At 32.8% G+C, this 24,541-nt stretch carries 22 protein-coding genes; 10 read left to right on the plus strand and 12 right to left on the minus strand.

Going from position 1 to position 24,541, the window contains the following annotated elements; translation table 11 throughout:
• Nucleotides 1–110: 110 nt before the first annotated feature.
• Both LQ675_RS12585 and LQ675_RS12590 read right to left on the minus strand, forming a co-directional pair.
• Nucleotides 111–581 (minus strand): peptide-methionine (S)-S-oxide reductase, encoded by a 471-nt coding sequence (locus LQ675_RS12585; protein WP_048540477.1) that lies wholly within the window; start codon nucleotides 579–581, stop codon nucleotides 111–113.
• Nucleotides 582–606: 25 nt separating this feature from the next.
• Nucleotides 607–1,431, minus strand: a complete 825-nt coding sequence (locus LQ675_RS12590; protein ID WP_048540476.1) for a class I SAM-dependent methyltransferase — start codon at nucleotides 1,429–1,431, stop codon at nucleotides 607–609.
• A 149-nt stretch (nucleotides 1,432–1,580) separates the two neighbouring features.
• On the opposite strand from LQ675_RS12590, the gene LQ675_RS12595 reads away from it, so the two are divergent.
• Nucleotides 1,581–2,057, plus strand: a complete 477-nt coding sequence (locus tag LQ675_RS12595; RefSeq protein ID WP_207593281.1) for a GNAT family N-acetyltransferase — start codon at nucleotides 1,581–1,583, stop codon at nucleotides 2,055–2,057.
• An 8-nt stretch (nucleotides 2,058–2,065) separates the two neighbouring features.
• On the opposite strand, the gene LQ675_RS12600 is transcribed toward LQ675_RS12595, so the two are convergent.
• Nucleotides 2,066–2,917: an alpha/beta fold hydrolase gene (locus LQ675_RS12600; protein WP_048540474.1), complete on the minus strand. Its 852-nt coding sequence runs from the start codon at nucleotides 2,915–2,917 to the stop codon at nucleotides 2,066–2,068.
• A gap of 123 nt (nucleotides 2,918–3,040) precedes the next feature.
• On the opposite strand from LQ675_RS12600, the gene spn reads away from it, so the two are divergent.
• The 3 genes from spn (at nucleotide 3,041) to trhO (ending at nucleotide 5,223) form a co-directional block, all read left to right on the plus strand.
• Nucleotides 3,041–3,373, plus strand: a complete 333-nt coding sequence (gene spn / locus LQ675_RS12605; protein WP_048540473.1) for an SPIN family peroxidase inhibitor — start codon at nucleotides 3,041–3,043, stop codon at nucleotides 3,371–3,373.
• 191 nt (nucleotides 3,374–3,564) lie between these two features.
• Entirely contained in the window at nucleotides 3,565–4,041 is a 477-nt protein-coding gene (locus LQ675_RS12610) for a MarR family winged helix-turn-helix transcriptional regulator (RefSeq protein WP_048540472.1), read from the plus strand.
• A gap of 234 nt (nucleotides 4,042–4,275) precedes the next feature.
• A complete protein-coding gene (gene trhO / locus LQ675_RS12615; RefSeq protein ID WP_107611027.1) occupies nucleotides 4,276–5,223 on the plus strand; it encodes an oxygen-dependent tRNA uridine(34) hydroxylase TrhO in 948 nt (315 codons plus the stop codon).
• Between the two features lie 176 nt (nucleotides 5,224–5,399).
• Here the strand turns inward: trhO and LQ675_RS12620 are convergent, their stop codons facing one another.
• From LQ675_RS12620 to LQ675_RS12640, 5 genes are all read right to left on the minus strand, one after another.
• Complete coding sequence (locus LQ675_RS12620; protein ID WP_048540470.1) at nucleotides 5,400–6,707, minus strand: CitMHS family transporter; 1,308 nt, start codon at nucleotides 6,705–6,707, stop codon at nucleotides 5,400–5,402.
• A gap of 146 nt (nucleotides 6,708–6,853) precedes the next feature.
• Complete coding sequence (locus tag LQ675_RS12625) at nucleotides 6,854–7,366, minus strand: YfiT family bacillithiol transferase (RefSeq protein WP_048540576.1); 513 nt, start codon at nucleotides 7,364–7,366, stop codon at nucleotides 6,854–6,856.
• 148 nt (nucleotides 7,367–7,514) lie between these two features.
• Complete coding sequence (locus tag LQ675_RS12630) at nucleotides 7,515–9,851, minus strand: immune inhibitor A domain-containing protein (protein ID WP_107611029.1); 2,337 nt, start codon at nucleotides 9,849–9,851, stop codon at nucleotides 7,515–7,517.
• 177 nt (nucleotides 9,852–10,028) lie between these two features.
• Nucleotides 10,029–10,547 carry a transcription repressor NadR gene (locus LQ675_RS12635; RefSeq protein ID WP_025907553.1) on the minus strand — a complete coding sequence of 173 codons (519 nt, stop codon included), beginning with the start codon at nucleotides 10,545–10,547 and terminating at the stop codon, nucleotides 10,029–10,031.
• Between the two features lie 4 nt (nucleotides 10,548–10,551).
• Complete coding sequence (locus LQ675_RS12640; RefSeq protein ID WP_048540469.1) at nucleotides 10,552–11,640, minus strand: cysteine desulfurase family protein; 1,089 nt, start codon at nucleotides 11,638–11,640, stop codon at nucleotides 10,552–10,554.
• Between the two features lie 88 nt (nucleotides 11,641–11,728).
• Between LQ675_RS12640 and LQ675_RS12645 the strand changes: the two genes are divergently transcribed.
• The 3 genes from LQ675_RS12645 to nadA are packed head-to-tail and all read left to right on the plus strand — an operon-like array spanning nucleotide 11,729 to nucleotide 15,188.
• Nucleotides 11,729–13,303, plus strand: coding sequence for an L-aspartate oxidase (locus LQ675_RS12645; protein ID WP_107611026.1), 1,575 nt, complete (start codon nucleotides 11,729–11,731; stop codon nucleotides 13,301–13,303).
• Nucleotides 13,254–14,087, plus strand: coding sequence for a carboxylating nicotinate-nucleotide diphosphorylase (nadC, locus tag LQ675_RS12650; protein ID WP_107611025.1), 834 nt, complete (start codon nucleotides 13,254–13,256; stop codon nucleotides 14,085–14,087). The genes LQ675_RS12645 and nadC overlap by 50 nt, the downstream gene beginning before the upstream one ends.
• Entirely contained in the window at nucleotides 14,088–15,188 is a 1,101-nt protein-coding gene (gene nadA / locus LQ675_RS12655) for a quinolinate synthase NadA (RefSeq protein ID WP_107611024.1), read from the plus strand. It abuts the gene before it with no gap.
• A gap of 52 nt (nucleotides 15,189–15,240) precedes the next feature.
• On the opposite strand, the gene fadH is transcribed toward nadA, so the two are convergent.
• The 3 genes from fadH to LQ675_RS12670 all read right to left on the minus strand — a co-directional run bounded on the left by fadH (nucleotide 15,241) and on the right by LQ675_RS12670 (nucleotide 19,904).
• On the minus strand, nucleotides 15,241–16,005 hold the full coding sequence (fadH, locus tag LQ675_RS12660; protein WP_048540465.1) for a 2,4-dienoyl-CoA reductase: 765 nt from the start codon (nucleotides 16,003–16,005) through the stop codon (nucleotides 15,241–15,243).
• A gap of 186 nt (nucleotides 16,006–16,191) precedes the next feature.
• On the minus strand, nucleotides 16,192–17,532 hold the full coding sequence (locus tag LQ675_RS12665) for a hypothetical protein (protein WP_239727789.1): 1,341 nt from the start codon (nucleotides 17,530–17,532) through the stop codon (nucleotides 16,192–16,194).
• Between the two features lie 545 nt (nucleotides 17,533–18,077).
• Nucleotides 18,078–19,904: an APC family permease gene (locus tag LQ675_RS12670; RefSeq protein WP_239727814.1), complete on the minus strand. Its 1,827-nt coding sequence runs from the start codon at nucleotides 19,902–19,904 to the stop codon at nucleotides 18,078–18,080.
• A gap of 291 nt (nucleotides 19,905–20,195) precedes the next feature.
• Between LQ675_RS12670 and mecA1 the strand changes: the two genes are divergently transcribed.
• Complete coding sequence (gene mecA1, locus LQ675_RS12675) at nucleotides 20,196–22,196, plus strand: PBP2a family beta-lactam-resistant peptidoglycan transpeptidase MecA1 (protein WP_107611023.1); 2,001 nt, start codon at nucleotides 20,196–20,198, stop codon at nucleotides 22,194–22,196.
• Nucleotides 22,197–22,244: 48 nt separating this feature from the next.
• Here the strand turns inward: mecA1 and LQ675_RS12680 are convergent, their stop codons facing one another.
• Nucleotides 22,245–22,430 (minus strand): hypothetical protein, encoded by a 186-nt coding sequence (locus tag LQ675_RS12680; RefSeq protein WP_025907530.1) that lies wholly within the window; start codon nucleotides 22,428–22,430, stop codon nucleotides 22,245–22,247.
• Between the two features lie 196 nt (nucleotides 22,431–22,626).
• Between LQ675_RS12680 and LQ675_RS12685 the strand changes: the two genes are divergently transcribed.
• Nucleotides 22,627–23,064: a MarR family transcriptional regulator gene (locus LQ675_RS12685; protein WP_119493335.1), complete on the plus strand. Its 438-nt coding sequence runs from the start codon at nucleotides 22,627–22,629 to the stop codon at nucleotides 23,062–23,064.
• Between the two features lie 20 nt (nucleotides 23,065–23,084).
• Nucleotides 23,085–24,428 (plus strand): dihydrolipoyl dehydrogenase family protein, encoded by a 1,344-nt coding sequence (locus LQ675_RS12690; protein WP_075578300.1) that lies wholly within the window; start codon nucleotides 23,085–23,087, stop codon nucleotides 24,426–24,428.
• Nucleotides 24,429–24,541: the final 113 nt, after the last annotated feature.

A 24,541-nucleotide genomic window follows, 5' to 3' on the forward strand; every position in this document is an offset into this window, starting at 1 on the left:
GCGCCTATTTATCTTGTTTGGTCAGTCTTGATAAATACAAAGCTCCTATTTATCTTGTTTCACCTGTCTTGATAAATACAGCACCTCTGAACACATCTCTCATATTTCTTTTATTTATATTTATTCATCATTTCTTGGGAAATGTGACAATAATCGTCTGGGCATTTTTCTAAACGGTCTTGGTGTTCTTCTGCGCTTCGTACATAATTCTCTAAAGGTTTAACCTCAACTACAATTCGGTCTGCATCACTTCTATTTGCTATAAATTGGCGTGCAACTTTTAAATGATGCTCTTCTTCACTATAGACACCTGTTCGATATTTTAACCCGACGTCTTCACCCTGTTTGTTCACACTATATGGGTCTATGATTTCAAACAAGTATGTCATCAAATTTTCTACTTGAACGATTGCAGGATCAAATACAGTCTTTACACATTCTGCATAACCATCGTATACACCTTCAAGTGTACAACTACTTCCATTCGCCCTACCCGCTTCTGTCTCAACTACACCGGGTAACGTCTTTACAAAAGCTTGTACGCCCCATAAACAACCACCCGCTAAATATATCGTTTCCATAGCCAACTCCCACTACACTTTTATATTAAGTGTTTTTGATTAATACAATTTTATTATTAAATCGATTTTTAAGAAAGACTATATACTTAAACCATTTCAAATGTCGCCATCTATGTGGATATCTATCAAAATAATTATATTCTTTAACAACTTTCCAATTTCCTGGCAAAATATTTTTTAGTTCCACCACATTATTATAACCAAACTTAAATAATGGTTTACTAGAAAGCTTAGAGACAGATGGATGATGATTTGTATGTTTAGTCATAAACTTTGAGCAAAATTCTGAAGCAATTACTAATTGATGCTTGTCAAATGACCGAGCAATTTCTTTATACAAAGCTTCAATTTCTTCTTTCTCAAAATACATTAACACACCTTCAAATATTATTAAAATATCACTATCTTCTTTAAAATGTACATTACTCTTAACACTATCAATCCAAGTATAATCAAACATAGACTTATTAATCATTTTATAAAAATATGTTTCATTAAAAAATTGTTTTCTAAGATTTATACTTCCCGGCAGATCAATATCAATCCATGGAATATTGGTCAATTTCAATCGACTGAAACGCGTATCTAACCCACATCCAATATTGATAATAAATGGATGATTAGCATGATTAATAAAGTTTATAACAATTTCATCTAAAATCTCAGTCCTAATACTAATACCAAGCTGTGATCGCCAGTCCACATATGTATCAAGTACAAGATCATCTATTTCTTTTATTATTTTAACAGATAAAGGATCATCGATAATTGGCATATCACTTAAAGTCTCTCTCGCCTTAGCAGCAAGTGGTATTAACATAGATTCAGGTATTCCTTTTAATTCTGACATACCATAGCCCCCCACTAGAATTTTAAATTTATTATTGCACATTGTTAAAAAATGTCAATTTAAACTTTTTATTCTTTTTAAGGAAGGATATTCAAATTATGATAAAATACAATAAACTAAAATCTAAAAAATCAAATTGGAGGACTACTATGAAATTAATTGCATATAACGATAATCATTATGATAAAGTGCAGTCATATCAAATGGATGATTCACAATTGCAGTTTACAAAGTCTCCACAAGAAAATATTAAACTGGCACCACAAAATAAAAATAGACATTGCATATTAGGATTAACAGAAGATGATAATCTGGCTGTATTCTTCGTCTTGCATGAACATAGCGAGTTTACAAAGTACTTTTCAACACCTGATGAATCCACAATTTTTGTAAGATCATTATCAACAGATAAACGATACTTAAGACAAGGTTACGCAAAACAAAGCTTACAACAACTCAATCATTACTTATCAGAACATATGCCACATATAAATCACATTGCACTCTTAGTTGATATCCCAAATCGAATTGCATATGAGCTATATAATAAATTAGGCTTTGTAGATACCGGCGTAGAAATAAATAACGATGGTGATTTAACAATATTAATGAAGAAGCATTTATGAGAAGTTGATTAGCAACTTTTTCTACTTGAAGAAACTATATCCTCAACATAATTTATAAATTTTTCTTTTTCTTCAAAGAAAGGATAATGATTACTTTCATAAAATGTTTCTAATTGTGCATTAGGCATGTTAAGTGACACCTCTTCACTAAATTCATATGGACATTGTGCATCATAAATCCCACAATATATATAAGCTACAGTTTCTGTATCTCTTAATTGATTAGTAATATTATAGTAAGGTAGTTCTTCACTAAAATAATTCAGTCTATCTGACAAGACTTTTCCACTTTGTTTTATATTAATCATTTCATAGTAAGCATCCTTTTGATGTAAAGACATCATAATCCACTCTTTATTTAAAGCTCTTTTTTCTTCAATACTAGTTTCTGGGTTTTCTAGCAACTTAAATATTTCCATCAATCGATTATGATTCGGGTTAGTTTCATTATATATACTTTTTGCATGATTCATATACTCGCCAGAAGCTGCAATTCCACCAGCAATAATTTTCTTTAAAGATTTAGGATATAATATCGCATAATATAATGCTAAAAAACCTCCAGTAGAATGCCCTGCCATAGTCCATTTCTTAATTCCTAATTTTTCTTTGATACTTTCCAAATCTCGAACAGTATCTTTCATACTATATGTACAGTCTTTTGTAATACCGTCTGAGCTACCAGCACCTCTAAGGTTAATTATATACACTGTATAATACTTACTTAATAATTGTGAAAAGTAGTCACCATTTTCATTAAATTGACTATAATGGTGCGTATATATTAATGGTTCTCCATTGCCCTTTTTAAAGACTTCAAACTTGCCTCTTTTGGCATACACATGAAACTTTTCGAACATTTTCTTCTCCCCTTTTTAAATTATCCCCTATTTCTTAACTATTATTAAATAACTTTTAACTGCCTATTTTTTTGGAATTTTTATATTATAATCAACTCATCAAATGATTGGAGATGGTTATATATGAAATTCAAAAAATTAATTCCTGTTACTTTATCTGCTGTTATTTTAGGTTTTGGTGCGATTAGTATTACTGATTCTCATCATGCTGATGCTAGAACGTATTCTCAAAATGGATTAACGCTTCATGATGATACGCGCTTACCTTTCCATACTGATCAAGATTTAGCTACTCTATTAAGTAAAGATACTGATGCATTAACTAAAAAGCAACTTATTGATTATTTTAAATTATTAGGCTTTAAAAATGTAGGACAAGTTATTAAAACTGCTGAAAAGCAAAACATTGATGTTTCTGCTTTTTATAAATATAGAAATCATAAAGGCTGGAAATAGGAAATAAAGAGTTGAATGGCATAATTCATGTCATTCAACTTTTTATGTGAATTTACATATTATGATTCACATACATTTAATTGTTCTTAACAACTAAACTTTTTTATACTATTTAAGAAATTTTACTTTTTTTATAATTGAAAGTTTGGTAAAATCTTAATGCATTAATTAATTTAATGGAGGAATACAATATGGAAAATATAGAGAAAGAAGAGTTATTACAAGATTTTAAAACTAAGCTTTTACGATTGAATACTAATTTTAAATTTCTATGTGGACATGTTGCTAATAGTAATGGTTATTCATTAAATTACCTGAACTTATTGTATTTTATTAGTGAAAATGAAGGTATGACTTTAGCTGGACTTGCCGAATCCTTAGACATGGATAAAGGAAATTTAAGTCGATTATTAAATGAACAAATTAGAGAAGGCTATGTAGAAAAGAAAATGGATCCTCAAGATAATAGAAAAATTCATGTCTTTATAACAGAAGTTGGTAGTGAAAAAATTAAAGAATTAAATAAAATATGTATCACAAATCTAGATCACTTGTTAAAAATATTACCTAATGAAGAATTTACGAACTTCATTTCCACTTTAGATAAATTAGACAATCATTTTAGTAATTACGCAAAAGTAATTAAAGACGGGGAACTCCAAGTTTAACTTCATAAAAAATAGTCAATATTACTCCAATTCGACCTCAAACTCACTTTTAAGAAAGATAAAAACGATTTCATATTATTTTACAAAATCAAACAATTGAAAAATGCAACTTTTTTGATACAATATAATGAGGATAAAAATGTGCATTCATATAAAAATTATTCCATATCAACTAGATACTTTCAAATTGACATATCATATAAATAAAAAAAGAGAATTAGAGGAGATAAGAAAATGGATTATAGAGTACTATTGTTTTATAAATATACAACAATTACTGCCCCCGAAACTTTTGCAGCAGAACATTTAGAATTTTGTAAAGAGCTTGATCTTAAAGGACGTATTTTAGTAGCAACTGAAGGTATCAACGGGACACTTTCAGGTACGAAAGCTGACACGGATAAATACATGGAACAAATGAAAGCAGACGAAAGATTTGAAGGTATTACATTCAAAATCGATGAAGCAGAAGGACATACTTTCAAGAAAATGCACGTGCGTCCAAGACCAGAAATCGTAGCATTAGACTTAGAAGATGATGTAGACCCTAGAGAATTAACTGGTAACTACTTATCACCAAAAGAATTTAAAGAAGCTTTATTAGAAGAAGATACAATCGTAATTGATGCAAGAAATGATTACGAATACGACTTAGGACACTTCCGCGGTGCAATTCGTCCAGATATAACAAGATTCAGAGATTTACCAGACTGGATTAAAGAAAATAAAGAACAATTTATGGATAAGAAAATCGTCACTTATTGTACAGGTGGTATCCGTTGTGAAAAATTCTCAGGATTCTTATTAAAAGAAGGTTTCGAAGACGTAAGCCAATTAGAAGGCGGAATCGCAACATATGGTAAAGATCCAGAAACTAAAGGTGAATTCTGGGACGGTAAAATGTACGTATTCGATGAAAGAATTAGCGTAGACGTAAACCAAGTTGAAAAAACAGTAGTCGGTAAAGAATGGTTCGACGGCACACCATGTGAAAGATACATTAACTGTAGTAACCCAGAATGTAACCGTCAATTCTTAGTTACAGAAGAGAACGAACACAAATATCTTGGTGCATGCTCCCACGAATGTGCATCACACGAAAGAAACCGTTACGTAAAAGCACACAACATTAGCGAAGAAGAAAAAGCAAACCGCTTAGAAAACTTTAAAGCATTAGTATAAAAAAATATCACTAAATAACCCCCTTACTACGCAACTAGTAAGGGGGTTTGGTGATGCCTATGGAAATTATGTATCATTTATTATACTGCATCTCCTAAAATTTGTAAATAAGCTGGTTTATAAATAGACATCTCTTACTTTCAAATTATTTCATTTAAACAAACACTATTCGACTATTAAAACGAAATAACGCCTATTATTCCAGCAACAAATATCATAAACACTGAGGAACCTATTGCCCACTTCATAACAACTTTTTGGTTTGTACCATAATCTATGCCTAACATACCGACTAATAAATAACCGGCGGCGTAAAGCGGACTTAATACGTGTAATGGTTGTCCTAATATCGATGCTCTTGCCATTTCAGCTTTTGCTACACCGAATTGTTGGGCAGACTCTGCTAAGATTGGCAATATACCATAATAAAATGGATCATTGGCCATAAAATATGTGAATGGCATACTTAAGATTGCTGTGATGAGTGCAAAGTGATTCCCCATTGATTCAGGAATAACATTTACTAATGCTTTTGCCATCTCATCTACCATTTCTGTACCATTCATAACCCCTGTGAAAATTCCAGAAGCAAACACTAACCCTACAACTGCTAATACATTGCCTGCATGACGTTTAATCAATTCAGATTGCACTTCAAGGCTTGGATAATTGATTAATAATGCAATTGCAAAACCAATCATGAATAATACTGGAATTGGTAAGAAACTTGTAATCAATGCGATTAATAATAATATTGTTAAAAGTGCATTAACAATCACAATTTTTGGTCTTAATAATGCTTTTTCATCTTCATCTGTACCATTAGAATTATGCATTTCATCAAGTGTTAAACTTAAATGATTTTTAATACCGACTCTTTTTCTTTCTTTAACACCTAATACATAAGCTGAAAATACAGCAAATAGTATACCAGCTATCATTACTGGAATAATCGGTGTAAATACTTCTTCAGTCGTTAACTGTAGCGAAGAAATCGCTCTAGCAGTTGGTCCACCCCATGGTGTCATATTCATAACGCCAATAGATAGTAATGCTAACGTTGATAATATGTATAAGTTCATGCCCATTTTCTTATATAAAGGAAGCATAGCCGTAACGGTAATTATAAATGTTGTCGTGCCATCTCCATCTAACGCAACTAGTGATGCTAAAGCAACTGTTCCAATTGTAATCTTAACTGGATCACCTTTAACTGCTTTCATAATCGCCTCAATAACAGGATTAAATAATCCTGCGTCAATCATAACCCCAAAGTATAAAATTGCGAATACGAGCATAATACCCGTTGGTGCCACTGTTAATAGTCCATCCACCATATATTCGCCTAATTTTGAATAAAATCCTCCAATCAGTCCGAAAACTGTTGGCACTATAATTAATGCTGCTAAAGCTGACATCTTTTTGCTCATAATGAGAATCATAAAAATGATTACCATTATGAATCCAAGTATTGCCAAATTCATGATGTTGTACCCCCTCTATTGTATTTTATTATTGTAAGCGTTTTTATAAATATTCGCAATAGACTATTTTAAAAATTTTCAGAATATTAATTACCATTTTTTAATATAAAAAATACCATCCAAATATAATTTGGACGGTATTATGATTAATTACTTAAAGCTAATTTAATATGTGCTAAATGATGTTCTTCGTGCCATGATAATTTAGCGATTTTAAAGGCTACTGTTGTTTCGCCATTATCTTCATGAATGAATGCGCGTTGCAGTTGTTCTTCAGATAAACTTCGTCCAACTGCAACTATCCGTTCATTAATACCTTCTAACATTCTAAGTGAACATTCGATAGGTAATTCATTATCTGGTAATTCAATCCATTTTTCTTGATCAAAACCAACTATTGTCGGCTTTCTATCATCAGTCAAAGCAATCTTCAAACGTTGATACATATTAAGTTGAGAATCAGCTATATGATGGACAAGCTGTCTAACTGTCCAACTACCTTCTCTGTACTTTTTCTTTAATGCTTCGTCGTTTAATCCATCAACAACTTTTCTTAATCGATTTGCGTAGTTACCAATCTCATCTAACCACTGATTAATATCATTCATTGTTACTTTTTCAGGTAATTCTAATTCTCCAATTGGAAATCTTACATCCACAATAATCACCCTTTTCATTAGATTAAATTCACCTTTATTATAGGTTATATTTATGATTAATGAAAATTAAACATATCGTGTCGTGCGGTAAATTATTAATTTCCAAAAACAGGAACACCAATTGGCGTTCCTGTTATAAGATTCATATTTATTTTGTAATTTTTACTTTACCGACTGAGTTGTCTTTACTTTTTGCTGATACTTCAAATTTCAAGCCATTATTCGGTAATAATACGCCTGCATCTTTTTGTCCTTGGTTTGAGTAATCTTGACTATCATCGAATACAGGGTTTTTCTTCGTTTTATTATCGTGTAGTTTATAGCCCTCTTCGTTTTTCAATTTTAATTTTGGTTGATGATCTAAACTAAATGCTGCGTCTCTAATTTGGAATTGTGTTGTTGCTGGATCATCAGCTACACCTTTTTTCTTCCAATTCAATGCATTTTGGTCAGCATCTACAACGCTTATGAAACCTTGTCCTTGGTGAGAACTTACGTTGTTATCTGAGAAACTCTTATCAACGTACCAAACTGTTAAACCTTTGTTGTAAGACATCGTTCCGCCACCGCGTTTAATGTGTTGTAATCCTTTATCTGGTCCTGTAAAGTTTCTCCATTGTAATAAATAGTAGTTCTCATCATATCTATTGCCATCACTTTGTTCGAAGCCTTGTAAATCAAATTTCGCTTTACCTTCTGCATTATCACTGAAGATGTTTTGTCCATTTTCTGAAGTTACTTTAACTTTATCGACAAACCAACCTGGGTTTGTTTCAAATTTATCTGTTACATATAAGAATCTTAATTTTACTTTTTTACCATCATATTTTGATAAATCAAATTTAGCATTAACATATCCTTCAGACTGACCATCAATACCATTACCTTGGTTCTGTCCACTCTCTGATGGGTCATCATTGTTCGTAATATTACCTGCTACGTTTTCCCAATTTTGACCATCGTCAGTAGATACTTGAACATAACCATAGTCAAATCCTTGTTCTATATCATACCAAGTCTTAAATTTTAACGTACTTGATTTAGCAGAACTTAAATCTAATGCAGTTTCCATAGAATATTGAGAATCATCATCTGCACCACTCCAGTATGCTTTCTTACCTTGAATTGGCTTTTGAATTAAAGTCGATTTGTCAGGGAGCTTAACTTTTATCGCATCATTGTTTGTGCCTTTAGTAGATGCTTCATCTATAAGTTCTGACGTTTCACCTTTAAATTCAGATGCATTGATTTCATTACCTGTTTGCCAATTACCACCATGTAATTGTTGAAGCATTTCTTTCATGTATGGATCAAATCCAGTCGGTTCAGTACCTGGAACAGTACCTGCCCAACTACCTGATGACATAATAGACCAGAATGAAACGGGTTCACCTTTACCTGAATACTCAGTATCATATTCGTCTGGTAATCCTAAGTCGTGTCCAAATTCATGAGAGAACACACCTGCTGCACCATCTTCAGGTTGAACGGTGTAATCAATTGCTGCTAATTTCCCATCAAATTGATCAAGCCCTGAATCAGTACCAGGAATTGTGTAAGGTTCACCTTTATCATCAAAATCAAGTGACCATCTATGTGACCAAATGGCATCTGTTCCTAATTTACCGCCACCCGCTTCTTCACCAGGACCAGAGTGTACAATCATAATGTGATCAATGATACCATCTTTCTCATCATAAACACCATCACCATCAATATCATCACGATCCCATTGGTCATAATCACTTAAATTAATATCTGGATCTTTCGCTGCTTGTTCTAGCGCTTCTTTAATCAATTCTTTCGGTTTACCATCGCTGCCACTTTCGTCTGGCACATTCCCACCATAATAACTTGCAGGATGTTTAGCTTTATACCAACCATGCACTTTTCCATCTATATCATAACTACCACCAGATTGGTTTTTGTAATACTGTTTCATACTCATTAAATTCTCGCCATTTGGACCTTTATAGCCATTTTCTCCAAATACCATATCTTGAAAATGAGAAACTGGGTAATCATCATAGTACATATCCGTTTCATCTTTTGTAATCGAACTATGAGGATAATCTGGAAATTCCATCGCTAATACTAACACTTTATCTTGTCGTACTTTACCTTTATATTTTTCTTCTTCAACATTATCAACACGTTTACCGTTGTTTTTCTTTTTATACATTTCTTTTTGATTCTTATTTAATGGTTCTAAACGCTTACCATTGTTCCCCTTGTTATACTTCTTATCAAAAAGCCCTTTATTCGGTATGTATTTTTGATGATATTGCTCACCTTTACCATCCATATACTCTCTGATTTTCTTGTTTTTCTGTTCAGGTGTTTCAGTTGATTCAATGACACCTTCTTTTTCTAATGTTTCGAGTAACCTGTCTTCATTTGGTGCGACACTATTTGCAGATGCTTGAGTAGCAAATGCAGGTAGTGCAATCAGAGCACTTAATGAAGCAACTGATAACTTTTTCATAAATAAATTCACTTTAAAAAATCCCCCTTATTTATCTAATCTATATACATTATATACATATTCCCATAAAATAGTAGTGAGAATTCTAAAAATTCTAATTTTTCTTTTTAATATATCTAAATAATATACCTCCGTATAATTTTACATTAAGCAAATTATACGGAGGTATATTGTTGGTTATTCTACAATAAATTGGTGTTCTTTTAAATCTCTTACAGCATTGTCTAAAATCTTTTCAGTATGTGCAGAAATCGTATGTAAATGAAGGTTATCTGTTAAGTGTGCTAACATTTGTCCTTCAAACTTTTCCATTTCACTAATGAATTTTGATAAATCTTCATACGTTTCAATCATTAAATCTGCTTTAATACTACCATATACAGGATGATCAATTGCAACATCATCAATCATTGCCCCATTATCCAATATAAGCTTTAACTCTTCTTCCATTCTGTCATTATCATGTTGGCAAACAATGACACGTTTATATCTTTTACCACATTGTACATTATTAACAACATAACCACGACTTGTTGAATCAATATTATAATTTTGTGATTTCAATATAGAAATATCTTTCACAATAATCTGTCTCGAAACATCAAATTGTTGACTCAATTGTTTACCGCTGATTGGTTCATCTGAAGATTCGAGTAATTGTAAAATTTGCTCTCTTCTTTTAAAAGGGTTATTCATTTCACTAATCTCCTCTTATAGCTGTTTTTAAATGGTGCAAACAAGTATCTATGTCATTTCTAGTCGTAAATTTCCCAATAGACAAACGTATATATTGGTCATACGTTTTCTCAGGTATTGAATCTATTTTAACTTGTAAACCACTACTTAACAATGCGCCATGACCACATGCAGTGCCTGTCGAAACACATATATTTCTATTCGACAAATATTGCATAATATATTGCCCTTCATATATCGGTGTTAATACTGCAATAATATGTGGTGCTTGCGCTTTGTAAACAATAGGTGTAAATGACAAGTCACTTAATTGTTCGATGAAGTATTGTTGTAAATTTTGCATATGTTCAATACTTGGTAATATTGATAATGCTTTTGTCATCGCGATAATACTTGGTGAATCTATTGTACCATTTTGTGTATACATTTCATGAAAGTAATGTTGATTTAAAGGCTTTACATACTCATGATTAATCATTAACACACCTGAACCTTTAGTACCGTGAAACTTATGACCTGAAAATGCATATGAACTGAACCATTTTACATTAATATCCTTTAATTTATGAACTGCTTGTACGCCATCAACATGCATTGAAATATTGTTATCCTGTGCCATTTGACTCAATTCTTCAACAGGCAATATATATCCAGTCTCAGAATTAACATGTTGAGCAATGATGAGCACAACATCATCCGTCATTAAGTCAGTCGTCTGTTCTAAATCTATTTCGCCATTGTTGTCTAAAGGCAACATAATGATATCAAAATCATCTTGATAAACTTCTAAAGCAGCATGTATAGAGGGGTGTTCATAAGGTGAAACGAGTACTTTACCGCCCTCCTTCTCTTTCAAAAAACTATGTATCGCAATTTCATTTGCATGAGAACCACTTCTTGTATAAATCACTTCTTTATCTGTTGAGAAGTAATCCTTTATAAATTGTTTACACTCATTCAACAACTGTCTAGTATGTACACCACCTATATGTAAACTTTCGCTATTGTAATATGCTTCACGCTGTATATCTTGATAGACATCCATCACTTGGCGATCAACCATTGTAGTTGATGCGTTATCTAAATAAATCAATTATAATCCCCCTCTTGTTATTTACGTTTCTTTGTGTCAATATATTGTATATAAAATGATAACATATATGTAAAGTTAGGTGTAAACTTTGAGAAAAGTCATTATAGTAGGTTCTGGCATCGCTGCATTAGCAGCTATACAGTCATTTAATGAGCAAACTGAAATTCATTGCATTACGAAAGATAAACTAAATCAACATAACAGTTCACTAGCTCAAGGCGGAATTTGTTGTTCTCAATACGAACATGACAATGGTTATGCGCATATTGTAGATACGTATAAAGCTGGCAATGAACTTGGAGATATTGATGTCATACAATCCATCATCCAACATAGTCATCGTTACATTGATCAACTCATTCAAAATGGATTGAATTTTGATACGATTACAAATCAACATGATTTAGATTTTGCGATGGAAGGTGCACATACTCGACCACGTATTTTACATATTGGTGGAGATCAAACAGGTAAATATTTAACGCACCATTTGATGAATCAATTATCATCCAAGCATATTAAGATTCATGAAGAAACTGAAGTAATCGATTTGTTGAAAGATACTGAACACGCTATTTGTGGTGTACGTGCCCTTGATAAACATGGACAACAACTTGATATCATAGCCCATGATGTCATTTTGGCTACAGGTGGTTACAGCAATTTATTCCCTACTCATTCAGGCGCATCCAGTTCAATAAGTTCAGGGCATGTTATCGCGCATCATCACGGCATTCCATTAAGGCATATGGAAATGATTCAATTTCATCCGACTTTACTCGGTAAGCCTGGACAAACATACGGTTTAGTTTCTGAAGCAGTAAGGGGGCATGGTGGTATTTTAGTCAATAGCCTTGGGGATCACTTTATGGAAGATAAACATCCTTTAGGCAGTCTCGCTCCTAGAGATGTGACAAGTAGAGCCATCTTTCAGCAACAACAACTTGGTCATCAATGCTTTATTAATATCGAACAAGTTGAAGCATTTTCTAATAGATTTCCAACGATTTATCAAAACGTCATTGAACATTTTCCAGATGAATATGCGCATCATCTCATTCCTATTACACCAGGTGCACACTATACAATGGGTGGCGTAAAAACTGATATTTATGGTCGAACGAACTTGAACCACTTTTACGTTATAGGAGAAGCGAGTAATACGAATTTCCATGGTGCAAATCGTCTAGCAAGTAATTCCTTATTAGAAGCACTTGTTATGGGACATCTTTGTGGGGAAACTATTCATCAATCTGAAATAAGAGATATTCATATTAGCGAATCTGAGCAACGACATATTCCTAAAATAAGTGATGAAGACATACAATATTTTCGTCAACAAACTTTTAAAGTGTTAGGTATAGAGCGTCATGGTACAGACATTACAGCTTACTTAAATTCAATAAAAGATTGTCTTAGCAATGCGATGACTTTAGCTGAATGGACTCAATCAGATTGGCAGAAATATATAGAAGTAAAGACTTTAGAAATGATCTCTATATCAGCTTTAAGTCGTTCAGAATCACGCGGTGTACACTACAGATTAGATTATCCAAATACTGAATCAACACTACAACATACTGATATCGAAATACTAATGGAGGATTCAATTCATGCTAAACAAGTTATACGTCCAAGAAAAACTCAAACAATTTTACCTTGAAGATAACCATTATGGTGATTTGTCTTCAAGCTTATTCGACGCCACTCAACAAGGTACATTAACAATTTTAAGTAAATCAGAAGGCATATTTTGTGGTGAAATGATCATTCAAGAAAGTTTTAAACTGCTTGATGATGCTATTACGACCACTTTGTTCGTTCAAGACGGTACGTTCTTAGAGAAAGGCCAGAAGCTCGCTGTTATTAAAGGTAGCATTTCGACACTCTTGACGATGGAACGCATCACTTTAAATTTAATTCAAAGAATGTCAGGTATCGCTACAGCTACACATGAAATCGTCCAAAAGGTTCAGCATACAAACGTCAAAGTTGTAGATACGAGAAAGACAACGCCAGGATTAGGTATGTTTGAGAAACATTCAGTATTTATTGGTGGTGGCTATAATCACCGTCGAACGCTTAATGATGGATTAATGTTAAAGGACAACCATATCAGTTTCAGTCCATCGATTCGTGAACTTGTTTCTAAAGCTAAGCAACATATCGGACCTATGGATAAAATTGAAATAGAAATTGAAGATGAACATACTTTAGATAAAGCCATTTTATCCAATGTGAATATCATCATGTTTGATAATTGCAAACCAGATTGGATCAAAGCACATATTGCGAAAGTGCCTGAACATATACAAACTGAAGCATCGGGTAACATCAATATTAAGAATGTTGTTGATTACGCTGAAACGGGTGTCGATTATATTTCTATAGGTTCGTTATTTTATGAGCAACATGCATTAGATATCTCTGCAAAGGTGGTTATATAAATGTTTAATCTCACAATTGAGAATGCGCAATCTATCCCTGAAAAGTACATAAAAATGTCTCATAAAGAACTTGAAGACAAAATTAAATCTATTAAAGCTTCATTAGGTGATCGTTTATTTATGCCAACGCATCACTATCAAAAAAATGAAGTTGCGCAATTTGCTGACATTATGGGTGACTCTCTTGAACTCGCACGAATTTGTAAAGAGAATACAAAGGCTCAATATTTCGTCTTTAATGGTGTTCATTTTATGGCTGAAACTGCTGACATCTTGACTGACGATAATCAAGATATTTACTTACCTGATTTATCCGCTGGTTGCTCTATGGCAGATATGGCAAATATCGAACAAGCGCTTCATGGTTATGACATATTAACGAATCGTTTAGGTGATAATATTCTACCACTTACTTATGTGAACTCGACTGCTGCGATCAAGAAATTCGTCGGAGAAAATGGTGGTTCTTGTGTAACAAGTGGTAATGCTGACAGTGTGATTCAATGGGCTTTAGATCAAGATAAACGTATATTATTTTTACCTGACCAACATTTAGGTCGTAATACAGCTTATAAATTAGGTATCAAACTTGAGGAAATGGCTGTCTGGGATCCGATACAAAAGAAACTAGACTTCGATGGTCGTGATGAAGATATTAGAATCATCTTATGGAAGGGACATTGCTCTGTTCATGAAAAGTTCTATCCCATTCATATAGATCAAGCGCGACAAAAATACCCAGACGTGAATGTTATTGTACACCCAGAATGCCAATTTGATATCGTACAAATGGCAGACTATGTAGGTTCAACTAAATATATTATCGACAAAATAAAAAATGCGCCAAAAGGTTCTCATTGGGTGATTGGTACTGAGATGAACCTCGTACAACGTTTAAAAGAAACATATACAGAAATTACGATTGAATCACTTAATCCGCTCATGTGTTCATGCTTAACAATGAATAGAATTGACTTACCCCATCTTGCATGGTGCTTAGATAAAATCATTGACGGAGAGCGATCAAACATTATTAAAGTCGATAAAGAAACATCGCATTTTGCGAAACAATCTTTAGAACGTATGTTAAGTATCGTTTAATAAAAAATAGCCTTTCACCTACAATACAATCGAGGTGAAAGGTTATTTAATATTAAAATGGATTTCGATTTAACCACTGACCACCATCCATTGTGATACAATCGCCATTGATATAAGCCGCTTCATCTGAGAATAAAAATCTGGCTAATCCTGCAATTTCTTCAGGTTGGCCCATTCTACCTACAGGAACACTATCTAACGTTTGTTGTCTGGCATCTTCAGATAACGTTAACTTCTTAGCACCACCTGTATTATCAATCGGTCCAGGTGCAATGGCATTAACTGTAATACCGTATTTACTTCCCCATTCAACTGCTAATGTTCTCGTCATAGCAAGCACACCTGCTTTGGCACTTGCTGAATGTATAACTCCTGCACCAGCTGTCCATGAATATGTTGCTACAATATTCAATATACGACCTTTATGACCACTCTTAATCCATTCTTTACCTACTGCTTGCGAACAATAAAAAGTCCCATTTAATACAATATCAATAACTGAATTCCAACCGTTATAAGATAAATCTTCAGCTGCACAAATGAAATTTCCTGCTGCATTATTGACTAATCCGTCTATTTTACCAAATGTTTTAATCGTTTCATCTACTGTATACTGAACACGTTCTGGATCACGTACGTCCATATCAATACATAATACTTGTCCTTCTTCTTGTTCTATATCCTTTTTCGCTTCTTCAAGTCTTTCAAGTGAGCGTCCAGTTATGACAACTTTTGCACCATCTGCAGCAAATCTCGTTGCCATCGCTTTACCCATACCACTGCTACCGCCCGTTACAATGATCACTTTATCCTTCATATATATATTCTCCTCATATTTACTATATTAAAATACTTGCATTTAGTAAGCGCTTACATATAGTGTACAATAAGTTGCAATAAAGGACAATTAAACAGAAGTTACACATTACATAAAGCTTTAAAAAATATTTATTAGTATAATAAAAAGACCTTTGAACGTTACGCTCAAAGGTCTTTCAATATATTAATATCCTGATCCGACTTCTTCTCCATCTTCATCATACTCAGTCACTTTGCCGTCATCATCTATAATATACGAACCTGCTAAATTGCCATCTTTATCTTCAAATGAGAAGCCCCATTTACCTTCTTCTGTCTTCTCAGGCTCTTTAAACGTATATTTATCTGTATCTAACGTTTCACCTTCATACGATTCTACTTTATCAATAACATTCTCTCGTGTTACTTTTTCAGAATTACTATCATCATCTGAATCAGCACCATCATCTATAGAAGACGTGCCATCAAACATTTTCACAGTTCTTGCTATTTGTTCGTCAGACGCATCATAAAGCTTAATGACTTTCGGATTGTTTAAAATCTTTTCAGACTCTTTTTGAGAGTAATCATCATCTTCTAACCATCTTTCATCATGAAAATGTGAAGGCACATTATAAATAGAAATCGTACCATCTCCATTATTTTTATACACAACATGTCCAGCAGCAGTAGGAGAACCTGCTAAACGATACACACCTTTAGGATATTTCACCGTATTAGCTTTGTTGTATGGATTTAAATACTCACCCTCAAGATTATTAAATTCAAGCTCTGCATTCATTTCACTTTCATCCATATTTCGATAACTCGGTAAAGCCGTTAACCATACCTTTGCATAGTATTCATCACTATTTACATTCTCGTTAGAAGTCTTATTATCATCTGAATCATCATTAGAAGGTAATGGATCTACATACTCAATCTTACTTGCTACATTAGAAACTTTGCGATTATCTTTATATTTCTTATATAAATCAGCAATGTTCAAACGATTTACTGTTCCATCATCTATTACATCATTAAAATCTTGAACAGCACTTTGAGTTTTAATATATACAACTTCATCCTTATTTACACCGACTATTGTCGCATAGCTACCTTTAGTAGCATTCAAACTATAGAACTTCATACCATTTGGTTTGTTTTTCATCTTATTTAGTTCCGGACTTTCAGCAAGTTCTAACGTATCAATATTACGTTCTTTCTTCTCACCAGCTCCAAAAGTTTGCGTATATTTTCCAGATAATAATTCATCACCTGTTACAATATCATCTTCAACACTAGGATCTAACATAGCCATCGCAATACTCTGTTGTTCAGTGATATTCGATTCATCTTTAATGCCACTTTCATTACTATTATCCTCATTGTTTGATGAATCATTAGACTGATTATCTTGTGATTCACCCTTTTGAGCATTTTCAGATGACTTGCTATTATTTGAATCTCCACCAATACTAAAACTACAACCACTTAATGCCACTACAGACATAAGTACAAGACCAGAGAACAGCTGCTTCTTCAAAAGAATCACCCCTTATAAATTTATAATATATTCGCTAAATAATTTTAAATAAGTTATATACATGTTCTTTACTATTGTAACAAATACAATGTAAATTGAAATGTATTCAAAGATATTTCACTGATGCTTTTAATATAAAAGTATCACATCATCTCACTTCAACTCTTTCACCCTTTAATATTCTTTTATTCCAAACTATTCAATTTCCTTCACATTCCCTAAGTGATGGATTTTTGTGCATATTTGTACGTTGTTTTTTAACTCATTGGCAGTTATGTATGATTTTTGGCTTTATAGGGAATTTTTAACATAAATGGGTTAAGTTTATTTATACTTAATGTATCTTAAAAGGAAAGAGGTTTTGCAAATGGATATCGCTGGTGTTATTACAAGCATTATTGATTTAATCAAGACTTGTATCCAAACTTTCGGTTAATTACAGTTTTATTGCATTAAAAAGAAAAAGGCAGAGGAAATATTCAATCTTTTGATTGTTTCCTCTGCTTTTTTAAATATATAGTTGTAAAATACAAATTATTTTAAGTTTAATGTTTTAATTTATAAGGTATCGTTGATATGACGATATTCTTTCTATAGAATAAATGGATTTTTAACATAAAGCTTGTTTGATTGTGTAATAAATTATGCCATCTTCTATTTGTAATAAATTGCGGTATGATGACAGTTATTAAATAATCTTCTGCTGCTGCTTTATGATTAATTTTATCTATAAAACGCGTGATAGGTTTAATGACGTCTCTGTACTCTGAATGCAATATGACAAGTCGTATATCTGGGTACAATGACTTCCATTTCGCTTGTAATTTCTTCTCATTTGTTTCACCTACTGCTACGTTTACAACGATGATATCATCAGATGTTAATTTTGCATATGCGATAGATTTATCTACTGCATTTGTGATACCGCTTATTGGAATAATGGCTAAGTTCTTACTTTTTGTTGTAGTGCTTTTGTGTGATTCTGAAACGTGTAATTCTTTCGCGATATTTATATAGTGTTTATGAATTCGAACAAACATCAATACGACGATCGGTAAAAAGATTAAGATTGGCCACACGTGTGGCATTTTTGTTATGAGTAAAATCATAAATATTGTAAATGTTATAACAGTACCTAATGTATTGATTGCTAATTTCTTTTTCCAATGTTTCGGTTTTTCTTTGATCCATTTTATCATCATACCGAGTTGTGCTAACGTAAACGGAATGAACACCCCCACTGCATAAAGTGGAACTAAGTTTTCAGTTTTACCGTTAAAGCCTATTATTAAAAATATTGCTAAAACACCTAATATAATAATAGAGTTCGAATAACCTAATCTATCACCACGAACTGTAAACATATGTGGCATGTACTTATCTTTAGCCATATTTGCTGCGAGTAGTGGAAATGCTGTAAATCCAGTATTAGCCGCTAATATCAGAATGAGTACTGTTGCACCTTGAATAAAGTAGAATATCACATTCTCTCCAAAGACTTGTTTTGCAAGTTGAGATAATACAGTCGTTTCTCTTTGTGGCATAATGCCATAGAAATAAGTTAAATAGACCATACCTACAAGCATAAATCCTAAAATACTTCCCATTGCGATTAAAGTCTTAACAGCATTTTTGGGTGCGGGATCTTTGAAACTTTTAACTGAGTTCGATATCGCTTCAACACCTGTTAAAGATGATGCACCAGATGAAAATGCTTTTAGTAATAGAAAGAACGTTACACCCGGTACTGAGCTACCGACAACGGATATTGTTTGTGGTTCAGCTTGGCCAGTTGCTACTTTCCATACACCTACGACGATCAGCATAATCAAACCAAATATAAATAAATATACGGGATACGACAACACCGTTGCAGATTCTGTTAAACCTCTTAAGTTCAAAATTAATATCAAAATTACTAAAATACATGCTATTAAAATTCGTTTTTCATATAAAGATGGAAATGCGGCTACAAATGCATCAGTACCTGATGAAATACTAACAGCGACTGTTAATATATAGTCTACAAGTAACGACCCACCTGCTAATAGCGACCATTTTTCTCCTAAGTTATGTTTTGAAACGGTATAAGCACCACCACCATGAGGATAAGCGTAAATAACTTGTCTATATGACAGCACTAATGTGATTAACAAAATCAATATAAATGCCGTAATCGGTAGTGTATACCAAGCTGCTATAGCACCTAACACAGAGAGCACAATTAATATCTGCTCTGGTCCGTATGCTACAGAGGACAATGCATCTGATGAAAGTATGGCTAACGCTTTTGTATTACTAATCTTTTCATTTTGTAACTCTTTGTTTTTCTTTGGTTTACCTATTAGTAATCTTTTAGCTTGAGAAAATATCATGTCTAATCTCCTAATCATATTTAATAAATTGAATAAAACGTTAACGATTGATGACATCAAAAGCATATATATATTTATACGCTCATCACATTTAAAAGTATATATAAGCAACCATCTTTTAAGTGTATTTTTTCTATTTATTAATAAAATAACTCTTAATTAAAGTATATAATTACCCCATTAATTAACTTTCATAATAAGGGTAAATTGATTATTTATGTTATATTTGTATTCACAACTTGAATAACTAAAACACTCATTCTTAGTCCTAATTCTGGGAGGATTCTTATGAAAAAATTAATCATCGCCATCGTGATTGTAATCATCGCTGTTGGTTCAGGCGTATTCTTTTATGCATCTAAAGATAAGAAAATAAACGAAACAATTGATGCCATTGAAGATAAAAACGTTAAGCAAGTCTTTAAAAATAGTACTTACCAATCTAAAAACGATAATGGTGAAGTAGAAATGACAGACCGCCCTATTAAGATTTATGACAGTCTCGGCGTCAAAGATATCAACATTAAAGATCGTGATATCAAAAAGGTTTCGAAAAACAAAAAACAAGTCACAGCAAAGTATGAACTTCAAACGAATTACGGCAAAATTAATCGTGACGTTAAATTAAACTTTATTAAAGAAGATAAAGATTGGAAATTGGATTGGAATCAAAGTGCCATTATTCCAGGCATGAAGAAAAATCAATCCATCAATATTGAACCATTGAAATCAGAACGAGGTAAGATTTTAGACAGGAACAATGTAGAGTTAGCCACTACAGGAACAGCACATGAAGTTGGTATTGTTCCTAATAATGTTTCCACAAGTGATTACAAAGCAATCGCTGAAAAGTTAGACCTTTCAGAATCGTATATTAAACAGCAAACAGAACAGGATTGGGTTAAAGATGATACATTCGTCCCTCTCAAGACTGTTCAAGATATGAATCAAGATTTAAAGAATTTTGTTGAAAAGTATCATCTCACATCACAGGAAACAGAAAGTCGACAGTATCCGCTTGAAGAAGCAACAACGCACTTACTTGGATATGTTGGCCCTATTAATTCAGAAGAATTGAAGCAAAAAGCATTTAAAGGTTATAAAAAGGATGCCATCGTTGGTAAAAAAGGTATCGAAAAACTATACGATAAAGACCTTCAAAATAAAGACGGATACCGTGTCACAATAATTGATGATAATAATAAAGTTATTGATACATTAATAGAGAAAAAGAAAATAGACGGCAAAGATATTAAATTAACCATTGATGCTAGAGTCCAAAAAAGTATTTATAACAACATGAAAGATGACTACGGTTCGGGGACTGCTATTCATCCACAAACTGGTGAACTCTTAGCACTTGTCAGCACGCCATCTTATGATGTTTATCCATTTATGAATGGAATGAGCGATGAAGATTATAAGAAATTAACTGAAGATGATAAAGAGCCACTCCTTAATAAGTTCCAAATTACGACATCACCAGGTTCGACTCAAAAAATATTAACAGCCATGATTGGCTTAAACAATAAGACATTAGACGGCAAAACAAGTTATAAAATTAATGGAAAAGGTTGGCAAAAAGATAAATCTTGGGGTGACTACAACGTTACAAGATACGAAGTTGTGAATGCCGATATCGACTTAAAACAAGCTATTGAATCATCAGATAATATCTTCTTTGCGAGAGTTGCACTTGAATTAGGCAGCAAAAAATTCGAAGAAGGAATGAAACGCCTTGGTGTTGGTGAAGATATCCCGAGTGATTATCCATTCTACAATGCACAAATTTCAAATAAGAACTTAGATAATGAAATATTGTTAGCTGACTCAGGTTATGGCCAAGGTGAAATATTAATCAATCCTGTTCAAATTCTTTCAATATACAGCGCATTAGAGAACAAAGGTAATGTGAATGCACCACATGTACTCAAAGATACGAAAAATAAAGTCTGGAAGAAGAACATCATTTCCCAGGAAAATATTAAATTGTTAACAGACGGTATGCAACAAGTCGTGAACAAAACACATAGAGAAGATATTTATAGATCATATGCCAACTTAGTTGGTAAATCAGGTACAGCTGAACTCAAGATGAAACAAGGTGAGACAGGACAACAAATAGGTTGGTTCATTTCATATGATAAAGATAATCCAAATATAATGATGGCTATTAATGTGAAAGATGTACAAGATAAAGGCATGGCAAGTTACAATGCCAAAATATCTGGAAAAGTGTATGACGATTTATATGATAACGGTAAGAAAACGTATCGTATTGATAAATAAACAAACAGAGCAACATCCGCGTTTGGATGCTGCTCTGTTTTTATGTCTTTAAAAAATATTCATAACAATTCTAGAAATATATAGCAACGCAATGATTAAACTGCATAGAAATACCATGCTCATATATTTTTTCTTTTTAGGCTTTGCTGCTTCAATTTCGTCTTTATTCTCTAGATATTCTAGCAATTCTTTCTCTATTTCCTCGTTAATATCTTTGTCATGATTTTCACTCACAACCATCCCTCCACGACTACATGTTCATCTTTAAATTTATATTATTACAATTTCTGTAAAAGGACAATCTTTACTTTGTATTAATTACAAGTTATCAATTCTAGTACCTTTTTTCAATTTGTGAGCACCACATTTGATTAGTCGCGCACGATAGTTTAATATATAATCAATCGCACACGATAGAAAGGAGTATTTTATGGATTACAATATGAAACTAGCCAATCAAGTATGTTTCTCAGCATATAATGTAAGTCGATTATTTGCCCAATTTTATGAAAAAGAGCTTAAGTCATTTGGTTTAACTTACTCACAATATTTAGTCTTACTTTCATTATGGGAGGAAAATCCTCAAACATTACATTCAATTGGTCATAAATTGGACCTTTCAAGCAACACGCTTACCCCACTACTTAAAAGATTAGAACAATCAGGATGGGTCACTCGACAAAAATCAGACCAAGACAAAAGACAATTAATTGTTTCGTTAACTCAAAAAGGGAAAGATCAAAAGCAACCTATTTACGATGCTATCTCTAAATGTGTATCAGAAGATATGAATTTAGACTTATACAAACAAACGAAAGACATTATGGATCAATTAGAAGCAACTTTAAGAAAGCAATTAAATAAATAACATATAAAAGGTGATAAACTATGAAAAAATTTGATGTTGTATTTATAGGAAGTGGACATGCTGCATGGCACGCTGCGTTAACGTTAAAACATGCAGGCAAATCTGTAGCCATTATAGAAAAAGACACGATAGCTGGTACATGTACAAATTACGGTTGTAATGCCAAAATCTTACTTGAAGGACCTTATGAAGTATTAGAAGAAGCTAGTCATTATCCTCAAATTATTGAATCTGATCAATTACACGTAAACTGGAAGAACTTGATGCAATATAAGAAAGCTGTCATAAATCCCCTTTCCAATACGCTTAAATCTATGTTTGAACAACAAGGTATTGAAGTTATAATGGGTGCCGGTAAATTAGTAGATGCTCATACAGTTGATGTTGAAGGTACGCCTATTCAAGCTGAAAACATCGTCATTGCAACAGGACAACATAGTAATAAATTAGATATAGAAGGTAGCGCATTAACACATGATAGTCGTGACTTCTTATCTTTAGATAAAATGCCAAATAGCATCACATTTATTGGTGCTGGTATTATTAGTATCGAATTCGCTTCAATCGCAATTAAATCAGGTGCTGAAGTTCATGTCATCCACCATACAGATAAACCATTAGATGGATTTAATGAAAAGCACATCGCGAAATTAATTCATAAACTTGAATCAGAAGGCGTACAATTCCATTTAAATGAAAATGTTCAATCTGTACAACAAACTGGTAGCAGTTATCACGTAACAACAGAATCAGGACTTAGCGTTGATACTGACTATGTTCTAGATGCTACTGGACGTAAACCAAATGTACAAAATATAGGACTAGACGAATTAGGCATCGAATATAGTGAAAAAGGTATTCAAGTTGATGATTATTTAAGAACAAACATACACAACATATATGCAAGCGGAGATGTATTAGATAAAACAATTCCTAAATTAACACCAACAGCAACATTTGAATCTAACTACATCGCGACTCACATATTAGGAATCAATCCAAACCCAATTCAATATCCAGCAATACCATCTGTATTATACTCATTACCAAGACTCTCACAAATTGGTGTTACAGTTAAAGAAGCAGAGCAAAGCGAAGCATATACAATAAAAGACATTCCATTCGGTAAACAAATGGTGTTTGAATATAAAAACGAAACAGAAGCGGAAATGACAATTGTATTAAACGCAGACAAACAACTCGTAGGCGCAGAAATCTACGCAGACGACGCAGCAAACTTAATTAACCTACTCACATTTATCGTTAACCAAAAACTAACAGCCAAAGACCTCAACCAACTCATCTTTGCATTCCCAGGATCATCAAGCGGCGTGCTAGATTTATTAAAAGTAGCAATGATGTAGAATATAAAAAACAGAGGTAAGACTACCGTCACTAATACGGAAGTCTTACCTCTGTTTTTGTTTTGGAAAATCACTTCACTTTTTTGGATAAAAAGACATTTATTCGTATATAA

The sequence above is a fragment of the Mammaliicoccus sp. D-M19 genome, assembly GCF_022386695.1.
GTDB classification, from domain to species: Bacteria; Bacillota; Bacilli; order Staphylococcales; family Staphylococcaceae; genus Mammaliicoccus; species Mammaliicoccus sciuri.

Coding starts and splice junctions, on each gene's coding strand:
- LQ675_RS12600 (WP_048540474.1), bottom strand. CDS start 2,917: ATGTTCGAAAAGTTTCATGTGTATGCCAAAAGAGGCAAGTTTGAAGTC.
- mecA1 (WP_107611023.1), top strand. CDS start 20,196: ATGAAAAAATTAATCATCGCCATCGTGATTGTAATCATCGCTGTTGGT.
- trhO (WP_107611027.1), top strand. CDS start 4,276: ATGGATTATAGAGTACTATTGTTTTATAAATATACAACAATTACTGCC.
- nadA (WP_107611024.1), top strand. CDS start 14,088: ATGTTTAATCTCACAATTGAGAATGCGCAATCTATCCCTGAAAAGTAC.
- LQ675_RS12590 (WP_048540476.1), bottom strand. CDS start 1,431: ATGTCAGAATTAAAAGGAATACCTGAATCTATGTTAATACCACTTGCT.
- LQ675_RS12595 (WP_207593281.1), top strand. CDS start 1,581: ATGAAATTAATTGCATATAACGATAATCATTATGATAAAGTGCAGTCA.
- LQ675_RS12610 (WP_048540472.1), top strand. CDS start 3,565: ATGGAAAATATAGAGAAAGAAGAGTTATTACAAGATTTTAAAACTAAG.
- LQ675_RS12690 (WP_075578300.1), top strand. CDS start 23,085: ATGAAAAAATTTGATGTTGTATTTATAGGAAGTGGACATGCTGCATGG.
- LQ675_RS12685 (WP_119493335.1), top strand. CDS start 22,627: ATGGATTACAATATGAAACTAGCCAATCAAGTATGTTTCTCAGCATAT.
- LQ675_RS12585 (WP_048540477.1), bottom strand. CDS start 581: ATGGAAACGATATATTTAGCGGGTGGTTGTTTATGGGGCGTACAAGCT.
- LQ675_RS12635 (WP_025907553.1), bottom strand. CDS start 10,547: ATGAATAACCCTTTTAAAAGAAGAGAGCAAATTTTACAATTACTCGAA.
- spn (WP_048540473.1), top strand. CDS start 3,041: ATGAAATTCAAAAAATTAATTCCTGTTACTTTATCTGCTGTTATTTTA.
- nadC (WP_107611025.1), top strand. CDS start 13,254: ATGCTAAACAAGTTATACGTCCAAGAAAAACTCAAACAATTTTACCTT.
- fadH (WP_048540465.1), bottom strand. CDS start 16,005: ATGAAGGATAAAGTGATCATTGTAACGGGCGGTAGCAGTGGTATGGGT.
- LQ675_RS12620 (WP_048540470.1), bottom strand. CDS start 6,707: ATGAATTTGGCAATACTTGGATTCATAATGGTAATCATTTTTATGATT.
- LQ675_RS12630 (WP_107611029.1), bottom strand. CDS start 9,851: ATGAAAAAGTTATCAGTTGCTTCATTAAGTGCTCTGATTGCACTACCT.